Consider the following 18,566-nt stretch of genomic DNA (forward strand, 5'->3'; position numbering starts at 1 on the left):
CTGCCGCCTGTGCCCCGTTACGGCACGGTCGGCTGCACCTCGCTTGCCGCACGCATCAGTGCGCGTCTCGCCCGCGTGAAGGGGCGGGGGCGGTCGACGGAGAGGACGGCTGTCGTCCGGCCATCGCGTTCGTACACGGCGAGGAAGCCTCCCTCCGCGGGGCCGTCTTCGGAGAGTGCGCCCTCGGTGAGGCGGACGGTGTCGCCGTCGTGGCGTCGGCCGGCGAACTGGATGCGGGCTCCGTACTGGTCGGACCAGAAGTAGGGGACCGAGCGTACGGATTCCACCGTGCGTCCGGCGAGCAGGTTCCGTACGGCGACGCGCGGTTGCTCGGTGGCGGAGGTCCAGTGTTCGACACGCCTGCCGCCGACACGGGCGACGTCGCCGACGGCGACCACCTGCGGCAGTCCCGTCACACAGCCGTCGTCGCAGAGGACGCCGTCGTGCAGGCGGAGCGTGGAGCCTGCCGTCCAGCCGGTGTTGGGGGTGGCACCGATACCGACGATCACGGTGTCGGCGGGGAGGACGCGGCCGTCGGAGAGTTCGACACCGGTGACGCCACCGGCGCGGCCGTGCAGTCGGGCCACCCCGGTGCCGGTCACGAGGGCGGCTCCTCCACGGCGGTGCAGTGTGGCGCACACCGCGGCCATCTCCGGGCCGAGTTGGGGCACGAGCGGCAGGGAAGCCGCCTCGACGACGGTGACGTCATGGCCGAGGGCCGTGCACGAGGACGCGGTCTCCGCTCCGATGAAGCCGCCGCCGATGACGACCACATGGCGTGGTCCGTCGGCGAGTTCGTCACGCAGGACGCGAGCGTCGTCGAGGGTGCGCAGGGTGTGCACGCCCATGAGAGCGTCGCCCGGGAGGCGGCGCGCCGACGCTCCGGTGGCGATGACGACGCCGTCCGTGGAGACGGTGCGGCCGTCGCCGAGGAGTACGGTGCGGCCTCGGGCGTCCAGCCCTCGGGCCCGGACACCCAGCAGCCACTCGGCGTCGAGTCCGGCGGTCTCCTCGGCGTCGGCCAGGGCGAGGTCCTCCTCGTCGGCCTTCCCCGTGAGGAAGTCCTTGGACAGGGGCGGCCGGTCGTAGGGCCGGTGGGGTTCCTCCCCGACGATCACCAGCCGCCCGTCGAATCCCTGGGCGCGCAGTTCGCGGGCCGCGTACACCCCGGAGAGCGAGGCGCCGACGACGGTCACGGTCCTCACGAGGCGCACCCCTCCGGCCGTACGCACCGTGTGTGAGCGGCGACCCTCACGGTCGTGCCGCTCACGCCGCCGTGCCCTCCTCCATCGTGAGGTGCACGTGGACGACGCCGTCCTCCACGCTCACCCGGTGCGTACGGACGGGGCGGCGGGCGGGGAGGCAGGTGGGCTTCCCCGTGCGGAGATCGAATGACGCGGCGTGGAGCGGGCATTCGACCAGACAGCCCTCCAGCCAGCCCTCCGAGAGGGAGGCGTCCTGGTGGGTGCAGGTGTCGTCGACGGCGTAGAGCTCACCGTCGGCGTTGAACACGGCGATGGGCGGTGTGGTGTCGATACGGACGGACTCACCCATGGGGAGGTCTTCAAGACGGCAGACGGGTATCACGTGGGCCCCCCTCCAGGTCCGGGACGCGCGGTCCGGGACCTTGCTGGTCCATGCAGTCAGAGAGTGCGGACCGTCGTTGGTCCAGATGTGCAGCGGTGCTCCGCAGGGTCCGGACGGAACGGATCCGCCGTGGTTCCGCCTGTGCGGGACCTTGGCGCTCCGGGACTCTTCGGTAAAATGATGTTTCACATAGCGCGCGAGGGATCGCTATGCGCAACAGAATCCGGGCGGGACAACCATCGCGTCAAGAGGTTCCCGCAGATGCGGCCCAAACAGGGGCCGTCAGGTGGTGAGAGTTGACCCATGACCCCCACGCGGAAGCAATCTGACCGCAGCGAGGTGCACGCCGAGAACACGGAGAGGCAGCAGAACGGCAAGGGCTCAGGGAGCGCCGTCCAGTCGGTGGACCGCGCCGTGAGCGTGCTGGAGATCCTCGCCCGGCACGGCGAGGCGGGCGTCACCGAGATCGCCGACGAGCTGGACGTGCACAAGTCCACCGCGTTCCGGCTGCTCGGCGTGCTGGAGAACCGCGGCCTGGTGGCCCAGGAGAAGGACCGCGGCAAGTACTACCTGGGCGCCGGCGTACTGCGCCTCGCGGGGGCGGCGGCAGTACGCCTGGACATCTCCCAGGAAGGCGTTCCCGTCTGCCGCGAAGTGGCCGACGAGCTGGGCGAGACCGCCAACATCGCGGTGCTCGACGAGGACGCGGCGGTCAACATCATGCAGGTCCGCGGCACCGCGTCCGTCACGGCGCAGAACTGGCCGGGCAGACGCACGCCCCTGCACGCCACGTCCAGCGGAAAGGTCCTGCTCGCGCACATGCCGCCCACGTTGCGCGAGGGCTTCCTCGCCCGCACGCTGCCGCGCTTCACCGAGCGCACGATCACGGGCACGTCCATGCTCCGCGCCGAGCTGGAGACCGTGGTCGAACAGGGCTACGGCGTCACCGTCGAGGAGCTGGAGCTCGGGCTGGCCGCCGTGGCGGCGCCCGTGCGGTCCCACGACGGCAAGGTGATCGGCGCGATCAGCGTCTCGGGACCGGTGTACCGGCTCACCCCGGACCGGCTGCCGGAGGTGGCCAAGCGCACCGTGGCGGCCGGGGCCGAACTGTCCCGGCGCATGGGGTACGGCTTCTGAAAGCGTGGGGCTCCTGAAGACCCCACCAGGTCTTCGGGCGCCGCACCGCTGCTGAGGGCACGCCCGACGGGGCCGCACAACACGACTACGACGTCCGACGGAGGCCGCAGCGGACGTCGGACGCAGCGCGGGACCGGGAATCTCCTGGTCCCGCGCTGCCGTGTGTCCGACAGTTTTCGTCCGGCCCACTCCTTTTGCCAAGGGTTAACCCCACCCTCTTGACGGCTCCGTGACGCCGTTCTCAATATGTCTCTCATCGCGCAACCCATCGTGCACTGCGCAACAGCAGAGGAGCCTGTCGTGCCCCACGAGGTCCGTGCCGTAGTCGCTGTCAAAAAGGGCACACCCGTCGAGCTACGGACGATCGTCGTCCCCGATCCCGGTCCCGGTGAGGTGCTCGTCGCCGTCCAGGCCTGCGGGGTCTGCCACACCGACCTCCACTACCGGGAGGGCGCGATCACCGACGACTTCCCCTTCCTGCTGGGGCATGAGGCGGCCGGCACGATCGAGGCGGTCGGCGAGGGCGTCACCGACCTCACCCCCGGCGACTACGTGGTCCTGGCCTGGCGCGCCCCCTGTGGCAGCTGTCGCTCCTGTCGCCGCGGCCGCCCCTGGTACTGCTTCGACTCCCGCAACGCCACCCAGCCGATGACACTCCTCGACGGCACCCCGCTCACCAACGCGCTCGGCATCGGCGCCTTCGCCGAGAAGACGCTGGTCGCGGCCGGCCAGGCCGTGAAGATCGATCCGGCCGCCCGCCCGGAGGCCGCGGGGCTCATCGGCTGCGGAGTGATGGCCGGGTACGGCGCCGCCGTCAACACGGGGCAGGTGGGGCGGGGCGACTCGGTCGCCGTCATCGGCTGCGGCGGCGTCGGCAACGCGGCCATCGCGGGCGCCTGTCTGAACGGCGCCATGAAGGTCATCGCCGTCGACATCGACGACAAGAAGCTCGACCAGGCGGAGAAGTTCGGCGCCACACACACCGTCAACTCCCGTGGTACGGACCCGGTCGAGGCGGTCCGCGCGCTCACCGACGGCTTCGGCGTCGACATCGCGATCGACGCGGTGGGCCGCCCCGAGACGTTCAAGCAGGCGTTCTCCATGCGTGACCACGCGGGCCTGCTCGTCCAGGTCGGTGTCCCCTCGCCCGACATGAAGGTCGAACTCCCGCTGATCGACGTGTTCTCACGCGGCGGCGCGATCAAGTCGTCCTGGTACGGCGACTGCCTGCCGAGCCGCGACTTCCCGTTCCTGATCGACCAGTACCTGTACGGGCTGCTGGACCTGAACGCGTTCATCAGCGAGACGGTCGCGCTCGACCAGGTCGAGGAGGCGTTCACGAAGATGCACCGGGGAGAGGTGCTGCGGTCGGTGGTGGTCCTGTGACGGCGGGGGCCTCCAAGACCTCCTCCAAGACCTCCTCCACGACTCCATCCACGACCCCATCCACGGCGGCCCGGGCGCCACCGGCCGCCCGTACTCGGACCGGCCCACCATCGAGGCTCCCTCCACAAGCGGCTCCTCATACTGCCCGGCGACACCGTTGTCCACACCGGGCACGGCCAGGACACGGCGATCGCTGCCGAGCGGCCCCACGTCCCCGCTGCCTGAGCGACTCCCCCAGCGCCCTCACTCCCCACCCCGCCAAGGAGGGGCATGTCCAGCACGCCCGAAAACGGCCCCGCTCCCGAAAACGGCCCCGCTCCCCAGAGCGGCGCTCCCGAAACCCGCCCGCCCGGCCCCAAGGTCGTCATCGTCGGTGCCGGCATAGTCGGCTGCTCCCTGGCCGACGAGCTGACCGCCCGCGGGTGGACCGACGTCACCGTGCTCGAACAGGGGCCCCTGCCCGCCCCCGGCGGCTCCACCTCGCACGCGCCCGGCCTCGTCTTCCAGACCAGCCCGTCCAAGGCGCTCGCCGCGTTCGCGAAGTACACCGTCGAGAAGTTCCGCTCCCTCGAAGTGGACGGAGTCTCCTGCTTCCACCAGGTCGGCGGCCTGGAACTGGCGACCACCCCCGAGCGCCTGGCCGAGCTGCACCGCCGGGCCGGTTACGCCGCCTCCTGGGGCATCCGCGCCGAGGTCGTGAGCGCCGCCCGCTGCAAGGAGCTGTGGCCGCTCATCGACGAGTCGTTCGTCCTGGGCGGCCTCCACACCCCCGACGACGGTCTGGCCCGCGCCCTCCTCGCGGCCCACGCGCAGAGAGAACGCGCGACCGGCCGCGGCGCCCGCTTCCTGGACCGCCACACCGTCACCGGCATCGAGCGGGAGAACGGCAGGGTCACCGCGGTCGTCACCGACCGGGGCTCCTTCCCCGCCGACCACGTCGTCTCGGCGGCCGGCTTCTGGGGCCCGGTCATCGGCCGTATGGCCGGAGTCGACGTACCCCTCCAGCCGCTCGCGCACCAGTACGCGAAGACACAGCCGCTCCCCGAGCTGGCCGAGGCCACGGCCGAGGCATCGAAGCCGATCCTCCGCTTCCAGGACCGCGACCTCTACTTCCGCGAGCACCACGACCGTGTCGGCATCGGCTCCTACGCCCACCGGCCGCTTCCCGTCGACCCCTTCGCGGTCCTCACGTACGACGAGGCGAGGGCGCGGAACCTGGACTTGCCGTCCTCGTTCCCCTTCACGGAGGACGACTGGGCTCCCAGCTGGGAGGACTGCCGCCGGTTGATGCCGGCCCTGCGCGGGGCCGAGGTAGAGGAGGGCTTCAACGGCGTCTTCTCCTTCACTCCGGACGGCATGCCGGTGCTCGGCGAGTCGCGGACGCTGAGGGGCTTCTGGCTGGCCGAGGCCGTGTGGGTCACCCACTCCGCCGGGGTGGCCAGGGCGGTGGCCGAATGGATGGTCGACGGGCGCCCCTCCATCGACCTGCACGAATGCGACCTCACCCGCTTCGAGGACGCCCAGCGCTCACCGTCGTACGTCCGCGAGCGCGGCTGCCGACAGTTCGTCGAGGTGTACGACATCGTGCACCCCCTCCAGCCGATCGAGGGCCCGCGCCCGCTGCGCGTCAGTCCCTTCCACGCCCGGCAGCAGGAGCTCGGCGCCTTCTTCCTGGAGGGCGGCGGCTGGGAGCGCCCGCACTGGTACGAGGCGAACGCCCCGCTCGTGGACGCTCTCGAAGGGCTCCCCGAACGGGACGCCTGGTCGGCCCGCTACTGGTCACCGATCGCGGCGGCCGAGGCGAAGGCCACACGAGAGAAGGTCGCGCTGTACGACATGACGCCGCTGCGCCGCCTGGAGGTCACCGGCCCGGGTGCCCTCGCCTTCCTCGACCGCATGACCAGCAACAACCTCCGCAAGAAGCCCGGCGCCGTCACGTACACCCTGCTCCTGGACGAGACGGGCGGCGTGCGCTCCGACCTGACCGTGGCCCGGCTGGCGGCCGACCGCTTCCAGGTGGGCGCCAACTCCCCGGCCGACCTCGACTGGCTCCTTGGGCACGCCCCCGAGGACGTGCACCTGAAGGACATCACCTCCGGCACCTGCTGCATCGGCGTCTGGGGCCCCCTCGCCCGGGAACTCGTGCAGCCGCTGACCCGCGACGACTTCTCCCACGAGGGCTTCGGCTACTTCCGCGCGAAGGAGACGTACATCGGGCACGTCCCGGTCACCGCGATGCGCCTGAGCTACGTCGGCGAGCTCGGCTGGGAGCTGTACACCAGCGCCGACCTGGGCCTGCGTCTGTGGGACACGCTCTGGGAGGCGGGCCGGGAACACGGCGCGGTCGCGGCGGGACGCTCGGCCTTCAACTCCCTGCGGCTGGAGAAGGGGTACCGCGCCTGGGGCGTCGACATGACCGACGAGCACCACCCGTTCGAGGCGGGCCTCGGTTTCGCCGTCCGCATGGACAAGGACGGCTTCGTGGGACAGGAGGCGCTGCGGGACCTGCCCGACGCGACCCGCCGGCTCACCCCGCTCCTCCTCGACGACCCCGCCTCCGTCGTCCTCGGCAAGGAGCCCGTCCACGTGGGCGGCGCCCCCGCCGGATACGTCACCAGCGCGGGTTACGGCTACACGCTGGGCCGCTGCATCGCGTACGCCTGGCTGCCCCCGCTCGCCGCCGGGACCGCCGTGCACATCGAGTACTTCGGCGAGAAGGTCCCCGCGACCGTCGCCGAAGAGCCCCTCTTCGACCCGAAGATGACCCGGATCCGCCGGTAGGAGGCGCCTGATGTCCCCCAGTTACGACGTGATCGTGGTCGGTCTCGGCGGCATGGGCAGTGCCGCCGCCCACCATCTGTCGGCGCGCGGTGCCCGCGTGCTCGGCCTGGAGAAGTTCGGCCCGGTGCACAACCGCGGGTCCAGCCACGGCGGTTCACGGGTCACCCGGCAGTCCTACTTCGAGGACCCGGCGTACGTCCCGCTGCTGCTGCGCGCGTACGAGCTGTACGAGGAGGTCGAGCGCGCGACCGGCCGGGACATCGCCGTCCTGTGCGGTGGGGTGATGGTCGGACGTCCCGAGTCCCGTACCGTCTCCGGCTCCGTGCGCTCCGCCCGGCAGTGGGACCTGCCGCACGAGATGCTGGACGCGGCCGAGATCCGCCGCCGCTTCCCGACCCTCACGCCCCAGGACGACGAGGTCGCGCTGTACGAGAAGAAGGCCGGCCTGGTGCGCCCCGAGAACATGGTCGCCGCCCACCTCCAGCTGGCCACCCGGCAGGGCGCCGACCTGCACTTCGAGGAGCCCATGGTGCGCTGGGAACCGTACCGGGACGGTGTGCGCGTCCACACCGCCGAGAACACGTACACGGCCGGCCAGTTGGTGATCTGCCCGGGAGCGTGGGCGCCGGGGCTGCTCACCGGTCTCGGGGTGCCGTTCACGATCGAGCGGCAGATCATGTACTGGTTCCAGCCGCGGGGCGGTGTCGGCCCGTTCGTGCCGGAGAAGCATCCCGTCTACATCTGGGAGGACGCGAAGGGAGTCCAGGTCTACGGCTTCCCGGCCATCGACGGGCCGGACCTCGGCGCCAAGGTCGCCTTCTTCCGCAGGGGACAGGTCACCACTCCCGAGACCATCGACCGGACGGTGCACGAGCACGAGGTCCAGGCCATGGCGGACCACATGTCGCGCTGCATCCCGGACCTGCCCGGCGCCTTCCTCAAGGCCGCCACCTGCATGTACTCCAACACCCCCGACGAGCACTTCGTCATCTCCCGCCACCCGGCGCACCCGGAGTCGGTGACCGTGGCGTGCGGGTTCTCCGGGCACGGCTTCAAGTTCGTGCCCGTGGTCGGGGAGATCGTCGCCGACCTCGCCCTGACCGGCACCACCGCCCACCCGATCGGCCTGTTCGACCCCCGCCGCCTCGCCGCCGCGCCCGCCTGAGGAGTACCCACGTGACGACGACCCCCGCCCCCGAGAGCCCGCTCGTCCCCGGGACCCCGGTCGCGGCCCAGAGCCCGTTCACCACCGGGATCCCGGCTGCCCCGCACCAGCTCCCGGCGAGTCTGATCGCGACACTGCCGGGTCACTACTACACCGACCCGGAGATCTTCCGGCAGGAGCAGGAACGTGTCTTCGAGTCGATGTGGTTCTGTGCGATCCGCTCCGCGGACCTCGCCCGGCAGGGCGCCTTCCGGACCGTGCAGATCGGCCGGGAGAACGTCCTGATCACCCGCTCCCGAACGGGCGAACTGCGCGCCTTCCTGAACATCTGCCGCCACCGCGGGGCCCGGCTGTGCGTGGAGGAGGCGGGCGAGGTGCGGCGCACCCTCCAGTGCCCGTACCACGCCTGGACGTACGACCTCGACGGCAAGCTGCTGGCCGCCCCGAACCTGGTCAGGATGCCGGACGTGGACCGGGTCGAGTTCGGCCTGGTCAAGGTCGCGCTGCGGGAGTGGCTCGGCTACGCCTGGGTGTGCCTGGCCGACGAGCCGCCCTCCTTCGAGGAGACGGTGATGGGCGCGGCCGTGGAGCGGCTCGGCAACGCGGCGGCCATCGAGCACTACGGCACGGAGAACCTCGCCCTCGGCCAGCGCGTCGTCTACGAGGTGAAGGCGAACTGGAAGCTGATCGTCGAGAACTTCATGGAGTGCTACCACTGCGCGACGATCCACCCGGAACTCACCGAGGTGCTCCCGGAGTTCGCGGAGGGGTACGCGGCCCAGTACTACGTGGGCCACGGTGCCGAGTTCGGCGAGGACATCCAGGGCTTCACGGTCGACGGCAGCGAGGGCTTCGCGAAGCTGCCCGCCGTCGCCGAGGACCAGGACCGCCGCTACTACGCGATCACGGTGAAGCCGACGGTCTTCGTCAACCTCGTCCCCGACCACGTCATCCTGCACCGCATGTTCCCGATGGCCGAGGACCGCACCATCGTCGAGTGCGACTGGCTGTACGCGCCGGAGGTCGTCGCGTCCGGGGCCGATGTGACGAAATCGGTGGAACTGTTCCACCGGGTCAACGTCCAGGACTTCGAGGCGTGTGAACGGACGCAGCCCGCCATGGCGTCCCGTGCGTACCGCAAGGGTGGTGTGCTGGTCCCCAATGAGCACCACATCGGTATCTTCCACGACTGGCTGATCCGGATGCTGGGAGGCGGAGGTGCCGGACCTGTTCATTGACGGCTGCTGGGTGGGCGCTGTCGACGGACGCACCCCGGCAGACGACATGGTGACGTGAACCGCTCGGCGGCGCACCGCGCGAAGGTCGAGGCGCACGTCGTCAGGGGCCTGGGGGAGGGTGCGGTCCTGCGGTGCGGGTGCGCGCGGCCGACGGGCTGGAGGGGGCTCCACCATCTGGTGCCGTTCAGCGGCGAGGAGTAGAACACCCTCATTGATCACGGCGCCCGCACGAGCCGCTCCCCCTCCCTCCTCCAGGAGTCCGCTCATGACGACAACCGGTCATCCAAGAAGCTCACAGGGCCAGGACGACGCCGAACTCGCCGAGTTCGGTTACCGGCCCGAACTGAAGCGCACCCTCGGCACCTTCCACACCTTCGCCGCCGGCATCAGCTACATCTCCATCCTGACGGGTACCTTCCAGCTGTTCTACTTCGGTTACGGCAGCGGCGGCCCCGCCTACTGGTGGTCGTGGCCGATGGTCTTCGCCGGCCAGTTCATGGTCGCGCTCTGCTTCGCGGAGCTGGCCGCCCGGTACCCGGTGGCGGGCTCCGTCTACAACTGGTCGAAGAAGATCGGCAATCCGCACCTGGGCTGGCTCGCGGGCTGGATGATGCTGATCGCCTCGATCGTGTCCATCTCGGCGGTGGCACTCGCCTACCAGCTCACGCTGCCGCAGATCTCCGACGTGTTCCAGATCGTCGGGGACGGCACGGGCACGTACGACGTCGCGACGAACGCGGTGATCCTGGCCGCCGTGCTGATCCTGTTCACCACTGTGGTGAACGCCTTCGGCGTCAAGCTGATGGCCACCATCAACACGGCGGGCGTCTTCATCGAGCTCATCGCCACCGTCGTCCTCATCGTGCTGCTCGCGGTGCACATCACCCGCGGTCCGCAGGTCGTCATGGAGACAAACGGCACCGGGGCGGGGTACGGCGCCGGGTACCTGGGCGCGTTCCTCGTGGCCTCGCTGGCGTCCGCGTACGTCATGTACGGCTTCGACACCGCCGCCTCGCTGGGCGAGGAGTCCCTGGACCCGACCCGCAACGCACCGCGCGCGATCCTCCGGGCGATCGTCGCCTCCTTCCTGCTCGGCGGGCTGATCCTGCTGCTGGCGCTGATGAGCGTCTCCAGCCTGAAGGGCGAGAAGCTGTCCACGGACGGCCTGCAGTACGTCGTGCTCGACGTGCTCGGTCCGACGGCCGGAAAGGCGATGCTGTGGTGTGTGCTGATCGCGGTCACGGTCTGCGCCCTGGCCGTCCACACGGCCGCGGTAAGGCTGGCGTTCGCCATGGCCCGGGACAACAACCTGCCCGCGTCCTCGCGGCTGGCCAGGTGCCACCCTCGCTTCCAGACGCCGGTGCTGCCGACCGTGATCATCGGAATCCTGGCGCTGGCGATCCTCGTGGTCAACATCCGCCAGCCGCAGATCTTCACGGTCGTCACCAGCATCGGCATCATCATGATCTACCTCGCCTACCTGGGCGTCACGGTGCCGATGCTGATGGCCCGGCTGCGCGGAACGTGGCAGCCGGCGGGCGACGGCAGGTTCTCGCTGGGCCGCTGGGGTCTGCTCGTCAACATCGTCGCCGTGGTGTGGGGGGCGGCCATGACGCTCAACCTGATCTGGCCGCGGCCCTCGGTCTACAACGCGACCGCCCCGTTCCACTGGTACCTGCGGTGGGGTGCGGTCCTGTTCGTCGCGGTCATCGCGGGCGGGGGCTTCGCCTACTACTGGCTCGTGCAGCGGCACAGGACGGGCGTGCTGGCCGAGCACCGGCTGCGGTCCGACGACGCCTCCGCACCGCGCCGGCCGGGAGAGGAACCGACCCGGTGACCCGGCGCGGTGGCACTCAAGGAGGACGGTTTGTGCGGGCCACGCGGCGGGGCCGCATGATGTCACAGCCCCGCGCCGCTATCGGGCGCCCCCTCACGAGGCGCCGGCTGCCGGGCGCTTGAACATCCGTGTCGCTGTGATCTCGCTGTGTACCGCCTCTCCCGCCTGGGGCTGCTGGGGCAGTCCCGGGCGGAGGTGCTCCTCCACGCTGATGTACTTGAGGCCGGCGCGGAGGTCGGCGTCGTTGCGGAGACGGATGACCAGCGGGAACTCGGCGAGCGCGGTGGTGTCGAACAGCCCGGTGGTGTAGAGGAGCTGGACGCCCAGCGCGTCCGACACCGCCCGCTGGAGCTCCAGCAGATACGTCGCGTTCGCCCGCCCGATCGGGTTGTCCAGAAACAGCGTGCCCGCGTGCCGGTGCTTGTCGCGGCCCCGGTCGTTGCTGCGCAGCGCGGCCATCGTGCAGTACAGGGCGATGGCGGCCGTGAGCAGCTGGCCACCCGAGAACACGTCTCCCATCTGGCCGACGGGCACGCGCTCGGCGCGCAGCACCGCGTCCGGCTTGAGGATCTCGACGGCGACGCCCTTGGGCTGGAGGGCCGCGCCGACCCCTCTGAGCAGCAGGGACATACCGTCGCGGCGCAGGTCGGAGTTCTTCTTGACGGCGGCGCGGGTGGCCTCGTCGATGACCTCGCCGAGCCGTTCGGTGAGGGTGGCCTGGTCGGGCTCCTCGAAGCGGATGCGCAGGAACTCCTGTCCGGACCATTCGCCGAGTCCTTCGGGCAGCCGGGACAGCCGCTGGGCGGACCGCAGGGTGGCCAGCGCCGACTCCACCAGGCCCCGCAACCGGTCCACGATGGAGTCCCGGTTGCGCTCCAGCTGCTCCAACTCGTCCGTGAGGACCCGGAGCCGGGGCGCGAAGGCGTCCGCCCACTTCTGCGCGTGCTCGGGCAGCGCGGACGCGGGCAGCTCACGGATCTGCTGGCGGGCGGGGGTGCGGACCTGCTCGTAGCGCGTGGAGTTGGCGTGCCGTACGAGGACGTCGCCGGCCTCGCGCACGGCGGCCTCGGCGGCGGACAGGTCGGCGGCGCAGCCGCGCAGCGAGCGCCGGGCTTCGGCGGCGGCCCTGCGAGCCTCTTCGAGGGCGCCGGGGTACGGCTCGGGCTGCCCCTGCTCCTCGTCGCTCGTGTGCTCACGGAGGAGGTCGCGGAGCAGGGCGGCCGTCTCGTCGAAGCCGCCGGCCGCGTCCTCGGCGGCGCGGTGGGCGTCGAGGAGTTCGGCGTGGGCCTCGCGGGCCTGGGTCAACGCCTCGGTGTGGGAGGCGAGTTCGGCTGTGGCGGTGCGCAGCAGGGCCTGGGCGTGGTCGGCGTCGCGCGGGACGAGTTCCTCGGGTGGCTCGGTGTGGGCCTCGCCGTCCTCGGGCGCGTGCCGCTCGGCCTCGCCGCGCAACCGGCCGAGTTGCTCACTCGCGGTGGACATGCGGGTCTCCAGGAGCTGCACGAGCTCCTCCGCGCGCGCGGCGGCGGCCTGCCGGGAGGGCCCGTCGGAGCCGTCGGGGGACTGGAGGAGTTGCTCGGCGCGGTTACGGACCTTGTTGCTGAGCCGGTCGAGCTCGGCGCGTGCGGCGCTCTCGTCGCTCTCCGCCCGGGCCTGCTCGGCCCGGAGATCGGCGCCGACGCCGACCTTCTCGTACACCTGGGACGCGGCGCGGTACGCCTCGCGCAGGGCGGGCAGGGACGCCTTCGGCGTGCCCGTGCCGTCGTCCGGTACGTCGTCGGGGGCGCCCGCGATCTCTGCGCGCTCGGCGCGCAGGGCGCGCGCCGTGCGGCGGGCGTCGTCGGCGGCGCGCTGGGCGGCACGGCGGTCCTCGTCGGCGGCGCGGGCGCGCTCCAGGCAGACCTGGGCGCGGGTCTCCGACTCGGCGGCCTCGTCGGCGAGTTCGCGCACCTTGACCTGCCAGCCGGAGCGCTCGCGCAGCCGGTAGGCGAGGCCGGCGAGGGCGTCGGCGGAGCGCCGGGCCTTCTGCGCGGCCTCCTGCCGCTCGTCACGTACCTGGGCGGCCTCGGCGGCGGCTTCCTCGGCCTCGGCCCTGACGGTGCGTGCCTCGGCGAGCTCAGCCTCGGACTCCTCGGTGAACGCGCGGCTCTCCCGGGCGGCCGTGGCGAGCTCGGTGAGCCGTCCGGCCGGGCATCCCGTGCGCCAGGAGGCGAGCCGTGCCGCCAGTTCCCGGTCCTTGCCGAGGCGTCCGGCGAGGGTGCGGATCTCCTCGTCCCGCTCCATCGCCCGGGCGCGCAGTGCCTGCCGCTCCTCGTCGGCGGCGTGCTCGTCGTGCATGGCCGGGTTCGGCGGTACCAGGAAGACGCCGCCGGCTTCATCGTCGAGCGCCGGGGTCGGCGCGAGCAGCGCGGCGGCCGTGCCCACGGCCACGGCGGACCTCGGCAGCAGGGCGGCGTCGGAGAGCGCCGCGCGGGCCCGGGCGTGTGTGTCCGGGTCGGTGATGATCACGCCGTCGACGAGCTCGGGCCGCGCGGCCAGCACGCGCGCGTGGTCGGCGGGGTCGACGGACTGGGCGAGGTAGCGCCAGCCGGGCAGCGCGGGGATGCCGTGCTCGCCGAGGAACTCGACGGTGGCCAGCACATCCGGGCCCGGCGGCAGCAGACCGCCGTCGCCGAGGGCACCGAGGATCCGGGCGTCGTCGGCGGCGGCGGTCCGCAGCTCGAAGAGGTGGCGCTCGGCGGAGGCGACGTTCTCGTCGAGCAGTTCGCGGAGGTCGTCTGCGCAGCGGTCCAGCTCCTCGGGGGTGAGCGGCGCTTCGCCGATGGGGCGGGGCTCGGTGCCCGTGGGATCCACGGTCGTGGCGTCGTCGCGCCGCGGCCGGGGTACCGACTTGCGCACGCCCTTTCCGCCGCCGAGACCCAGCAGCTCCGCCAGCCGTTCCTCGCCCGCGAGCGCCTCGGCCGTGCGGCGCTCCGCGTCGTACGCGCGCTGCGCGGCGCTCGCCGCGTCCGCGGCACGGGCCGCGGTCAGCTCGGCCCGTGACTCGGTGGCGGCCGCCTCGCGGGCGTGCTCGGAGGCACGGCGGGATGCCTCGCGCGCGGTGTCCCAGGCGGCGACGGCCGTCTTCTCGGCGTCGCTCGCGGCGAGCGCGGCCCGCGCGGGGTCCGCGTCCGGCGCGCTGTCGTCGAGCCAGCCCGCGCGTACGGCTTCGGCGGTTTCCTGCTCGACCTCGGTGAGCCGCTGCCGCAGGTGCCCGGCCTCACTGCGGGCGCGCTGGGCCTCGGTGGCGGCCGCGGTCGAGTCGCGGTACGCGGCCTCGCTCACCTCCTGGAGCGCGGCGGACCGCTCCTCCTCCTCGTTGGCCAGGGTCTCGGCGCTCTCGGCGGCGCCGTGCAGGGCGCGTACGAGGTCGACGGCGGCCTTGGCGCGGGCGGCGAGCGCAGGGGCCGCGTCCCGTTCGGCCTCCTGGATCGCGGCGGCGACGCGCGCGACCCGGTCGGCGGCCGCACGGTGGCGCAGCACGGCCTCGGCGGCCTGCCAGGCGGAGTGGAGGGTACGGGCGTCGGCAAGCTCGCGCTTCTGTGCCGCCGCGGCCTTCTCGGCGGCGGCGAGTGCCAACGAGGCGTGCCGGTAGGCGAGTTCGGCCGCGATCAGGGCGCTGCGCTCGCGGGCGCTCTCGGCATGTGTGACCGCGTACGCGGCGGCGGTGACCCGCTGGGCGAGGTCGGCGCCTCTCAGGCGCTCCTGGGCGGCCCGTGCGGACAGGCGCCGTGCCAGGGTCCGGGTCCGTCGCTCGGCGCCGGCGTGGATGTCCCGCGCGCGTGACCTCGCCTCGGCCGCGTCCACGATCCGGCCGAGCAGGTCGACGGAGCCCGCCGTGAAGTCCCGCTCGGCGATCAGCTCGGCCCGCCGGCCCAGCTTGTTGCCGAAGCCGCCGACCAGGTCCGCGAGTCCGTCGGTGTCGCGGGTGTCGGTCACGGCCCGCAGCAGCAGGTCGGTGAAGTCGGAGTCCTTCTTGACCGCGAAGAGGCCGGCGGCCTCGCCCTCGTCGGCGTTCATCTCCCGCTGGTACCGGAAGAGTTCGGGGTCCAGACCGAGGTCCGTCAGATGCTCGTTCCAGCGGTCGTGGATCTCCTCCCAGTGCGCTTCGAGATGCGGGTACGCCTTGGCCGCCTCCATGAGGGCGTCCCGGAAGCCCTTCATGGTCCGGCGCCGTCCCTTGGCTCCCGACTGTCCCTCTACGGGCGGCCGTACGGCGGTGGACTCGGCGACGGGCAGGTTGTCCAGGCTGAGTCCGGGCCCTGGCCGGAAGGAGTACCAGGCTTCGGCGAACTTCCGCGGATCGCTGGAGACCTGCCGCCCACGCCACTCGCTCACCTTGCCGACCACGACACACTCACCGGTCAGCGTGTGCTGCCACTCCAGGGCGACGTGCCCGCAGTCGTCGGCGAGCAGGAACTTGCGCAGTACACCCGAGCTGGCGCCACCGAGCGTGTTCCGGTGGCCCGGCAGCATCACCGAGAAGATCAGCTTGAGCAGCACCGACTTGCCGCCGCCGTTCTCCAGGAAGAGCACGCCCGCGGGCGCCGGTCGGCGCGGCGGTCCGGTGGGCTCCTCCTGGAAGAACTCCGCCTGCTGGGGAGCTGGGTCGGGCACGGGCCCGCCGACACCCCGCAGGTCCAGCACGGTGTCGGCATAGCGCGCACCGGCCGGCCCGATGGAGTAGAGGCGGACCCGGGACAACTCGTACATGGCGGTGGAACTCTCGCAGTCGTAACGGTGGTTCGTGAGGTCAGGAGTGGAACGGCAGCCCGGCGTCGGCCACCAGCTCCAGGTCGTCGGTGTCCTCGGCGGGCAGCAGCGTGGCCGTGCCGTCGGTCACGGGGACGACGCCCAGCTCCAGCAGCTCGGCCATGGCGGCGCTGCCCGCCATGTCGCGCACCTGGAGCTGGTAGCGGGCGGTCGTCCGGTACGTCCCGCCGTTGTCGTCGCCGGTCCGCTGCAGGAACCCGGAGTCGGTGAGGAACGCGACCGCCTTGCCGATGATGCCCGTGGTCGAACCGGCCAGTCTGCGCGCGTCCTTGGTCGCCCCGGTGGCACTGCGTCTGACCCAGATCCGCCAGGCCGCCTCCAGTCCCGGCGCGTCCGTGGCGGGGTCGGTGTTCTCCCCCTGTTCCTCGGCCCGTTCCTCCAGCCGGCGGCAGGCCTGCCGTACGAACGCGTCGACGCCGTTGACCGAGACGCGTCCGATGTACCCGTCGTCGGCCAGATCCTCCGGACGCGGGAACGCCAGGGTGGCTACGGCGAGATGGGCCAGCCCGTGCAGGAAGCGGTCCCCCGCGTCGGCCGACGTCCGGCGCGCGTAGTCCCCCATGCGCACGGCGAACACGGAGTCCTCGGCCGCGGTGACGGCCATCCCCGCGCGCGGGGACACCTCCAGGACGACCAGCCCCAGACCGGCGGCCACGGCGTCGGCGAGCCGGGCGAACGGCGGGTCCTCCCGGTATCGCCGCAGCAGCTCTCCGTACTGCTGGTCACGGGCGGGCTGGAGCTTGGGCTGCAGCCCGAACGCCACGAGCCGTGCCGCGTCGGCGGCGTCGGCGGGGGTGATGGCCGCACTGGCCGTGGTGGCGGCGGCCTCCGGCTCACTCCACTCGACGTGCTCGGTCACGGTTGGGGCTCCTTGGTCTCAAGTACCTGACATACGAGGGTGAGGGCACGCGCCCCGAAGGGGGCGCGGGGCTGCGACACATGCGGCTCCGCCGCGTGGGCGCGAGCCACCACGGACAACCCGCGGCCAAAGAACAGCCCGCACCACCCCGGCCCTCTCAGCGGGGCGTTCACGCGGCCTCCGTCCTGTCGGCCGCCATCCCCACCGCGTCCAGCAGAGCCGTCCCCACGATCAGATCCGCACCTCCGAACTCCGGATCGTCCAGCTCCGTCCCGTCGTCCACGGCGAACAACAGCTTCTCCTCGCCCTGGCGGTAAGCGGTACCGACCGCAGGACTGGCCGCGTGCACGGCCAACAGGGCGACCAGGTACGGAAGTTCCGCATCCTGACGGCGGGCGTCGGCCAACAGCCCCGACAACCGCCGGGGCGCGTCCGCAGGCAGGTCGAGCAGCTCCATGGCCGCCGCCAGCTGCTCCTCACTGAACCGGCTGTCGTCCGGCGTCGCGATCAAGTCCGGCTCGGGCATCTCCGCACCCAGGTGTTCCCGCTCCACCGGCGGGGTCAGCAACAGATCGACGAGGTCCCCGAGGCGCACGGAGGCCCGCGTACGGAATCCCGTGCCGCGCCCGAAGAACGCGTCCGTGACGCGGACCGCCTGCTCCAGCGGCAGGGGGAGGACGGGTGCGACCAGGTGCCCGTACAGGTCTATCCCCGACGTGGTCAGGGGCGTCGCGAAGGCCTGCCGGTCCTGTTCGGCGCGGAAGAGCGGGCCGGCTTCCAGCAACCGGGACTGCAACTGCGTATGACGGCGGATGCAGTCCTTCACGATGTCGACGAGCTCGGCGGCGCGCCGCTTGTGCTCGGGGTCCTCGGTCTCGTCGCGGGCCTTGCGGATGTTGGTGAGGATCGCGTTCTCGTGGCGGTAGCGGTCGGCGACGTGGTCGAGAGCCTCGGCGATCATGTCCGGGACGGCCTGGAGCCAGTCCACCGCGCGTACGTTGCGCCGGGTGGCGTCGAGCGCCCTGCGGAGGGTCTCCGAGTACTGCACGGTCCGGTAGCGGGCCTGCTCGGCGGCGAGCTGGGCGTCGGCGAGGCGGCCGCGGCTGATCAGGACCTCCAGCTTGACCTCGGCGGCGATCTGCGCGCTGGTGACGTCGGTGTCGAGGGCGCCCACGAGGACGTTGACGGCTTCGTCGGTGGTACGGAGGCAGACGCCGCCCCCGTAGCCCGGTACCTCCTCGATCAGCTTGAAGTCGTAGTCGCGGCGCACATAGGTGCCGTCGGGTGCGAACGTGCCGTACACGGCCCGGAAGCCGCGGTCCACGCTGCCCACGTTGATCAGGTTCTCCAGGACCCAGCGGGCGACGCGCTCGTGCTCGGCGACGGGGCGCTGCGGGGCCTGGGCGGCGATGCGCGGGATGAGGCGGGCGACGATCTGGTCGTGGTCCGCGCCCGTGTCGAAGTCCATGTTGAGCGTGACCAGGTCGATGGCGGCGAGGGCGACCTCCGCCATGCCGTACACCGAGTACTCACCGGCGAGGCCGGCCTTGCGCGCGTCGAGGTCGTGGAGCGGCGCGGTGCAGGCGAGCGCGCGCAGCCGCCGCGCCAGTCCCTCGTCGGCGGCCGGGCCCAGAGTGGGGCGCGGCCCCGCGCTGAGCTGGGGCGGAACACGGTCCGTCGATGCAGGCGAAGTCACGGTGCACAGACTAGGTCCTGGGTCCGACAACGACGGAAACGCTCCGCTGGGAAAGCCGGGGAACTGCGGGT

At 72.0% G+C, this 18,566-nt stretch carries 11 protein-coding genes; 6 read left to right on the forward strand and 5 right to left on the reverse strand.

What is annotated here, in order from left to right; translation table 11 throughout:
- Positions 1–17: 17 nt before the first annotated feature.
- Positions 18–1,205 carry an NAD(P)/FAD-dependent oxidoreductase gene (locus IE262_RS12825; RefSeq protein ID WP_189873629.1) on the reverse strand — a complete coding sequence of 396 codons (1,188 nt, stop codon included), beginning with the start codon at positions 1,203–1,205 and terminating at the stop codon, positions 18–20.
- 61 nt (positions 1,206–1,266) lie between these two features.
- A complete protein-coding gene (locus IE262_RS12830; RefSeq protein WP_134038986.1) occupies positions 1,267–1,587 on the reverse strand; it encodes a bifunctional 3-phenylpropionate/cinnamic acid dioxygenase ferredoxin subunit in 321 nt (106 codons plus the stop codon).
- A gap of 303 nt (positions 1,588–1,890) precedes the next feature.
- Here IE262_RS12830 and IE262_RS12835 point away from each other — a divergent pair, with 303 nt between their 5' ends.
- From IE262_RS12835 to IE262_RS12860, 6 genes are all read left to right on the forward strand, one after another.
- Complete coding sequence (locus IE262_RS12835) at positions 1,891–2,724, forward strand: IclR family transcriptional regulator (RefSeq protein ID WP_134038987.1); 834 nt, start codon at positions 1,891–1,893, stop codon at positions 2,722–2,724.
- Positions 2,725–3,024: 300 nt separating this feature from the next.
- Positions 3,025–4,110, forward strand: coding sequence for an S-(hydroxymethyl)mycothiol dehydrogenase (locus tag IE262_RS12840; protein WP_134038988.1), 1,086 nt, complete (start codon positions 3,025–3,027; stop codon positions 4,108–4,110).
- Positions 4,111–4,380: 270 nt separating this feature from the next.
- Entirely contained in the window at positions 4,381–6,891 is a 2,511-nt protein-coding gene (locus IE262_RS12845) for a GcvT family protein (RefSeq protein ID WP_189873632.1), read from the forward strand.
- A 10-nt stretch (positions 6,892–6,901) separates the two neighbouring features.
- Positions 6,902–8,056 carry an N-methyl-L-tryptophan oxidase gene (gene solA / locus IE262_RS12850; RefSeq protein ID WP_189873634.1) on the forward strand — a complete coding sequence of 385 codons (1,155 nt, stop codon included), beginning with the start codon at positions 6,902–6,904 and terminating at the stop codon, positions 8,054–8,056.
- An 89-nt stretch (positions 8,057–8,145) separates the two neighbouring features.
- A complete protein-coding gene (locus IE262_RS12855) occupies positions 8,146–9,294 on the forward strand; it encodes an aromatic ring-hydroxylating oxygenase subunit alpha (RefSeq protein WP_189874063.1) in 1,149 nt (382 codons plus the stop codon).
- Between the two features lie 265 nt (positions 9,295–9,559).
- Positions 9,560–11,131 carry an APC family permease gene (locus tag IE262_RS12860; RefSeq protein WP_189873636.1) on the forward strand — a complete coding sequence of 524 codons (1,572 nt, stop codon included), beginning with the start codon at positions 9,560–9,562 and terminating at the stop codon, positions 11,129–11,131.
- Between the two features lie 93 nt (positions 11,132–11,224).
- Here the strand turns inward: IE262_RS12860 and IE262_RS12865 are convergent, their stop codons facing one another.
- The 3 genes from IE262_RS12865 to IE262_RS12875 form a co-directional block, all read right to left on the reverse strand.
- Entirely contained in the window at positions 11,225–15,880 is a 4,656-nt protein-coding gene (locus IE262_RS12865) for a hypothetical protein (RefSeq protein WP_189873638.1), read from the reverse strand.
- Between the two features lie 40 nt (positions 15,881–15,920).
- Positions 15,921–16,799, reverse strand: a complete 879-nt coding sequence (locus IE262_RS12870; RefSeq protein ID WP_134038992.1) for a hypothetical protein — start codon at positions 16,797–16,799, stop codon at positions 15,921–15,923.
- A 169-nt stretch (positions 16,800–16,968) separates the two neighbouring features.
- Entirely contained in the window at positions 16,969–18,495 is a 1,527-nt protein-coding gene (locus tag IE262_RS12875; protein ID WP_189873640.1) for a hypothetical protein, read from the reverse strand.
- Positions 18,496–18,566: the final 71 nt, after the last annotated feature.

It is taken from the genome of Streptomyces bluensis, assembly GCF_014650715.1.
Classification (GTDB): domain Bacteria; phylum Actinomycetota; class Actinomycetes; order Streptomycetales; family Streptomycetaceae; genus Streptomyces; species Streptomyces bluensis.

Bases quoted from the DNA above. Each gene is read 5' to 3' on its own strand.
- IE262_RS12860 (WP_189873636.1), top strand. From the start codon at position 9,560: ATGACGACAACCGGTCATCCAAGAAGCTCACAGGGCCAGGACGACGCC.
- IE262_RS12865 (WP_189873638.1), bottom strand. From the start codon at position 15,880: ATGTACGAGTTGTCCCGGGTCCGCCTCTACTCCATCGGGCCGGCCGGT.
- IE262_RS12845 (WP_189873632.1), top strand. From the start codon at position 4,381: ATGTCCAGCACGCCCGAAAACGGCCCCGCTCCCGAAAACGGCCCCGCT.
- IE262_RS12835 (WP_134038987.1), top strand. From the start codon at position 1,891: ATGACCCCCACGCGGAAGCAATCTGACCGCAGCGAGGTGCACGCCGAG.
- solA (WP_189873634.1), top strand. From the start codon at position 6,902: ATGTCCCCCAGTTACGACGTGATCGTGGTCGGTCTCGGCGGCATGGGC.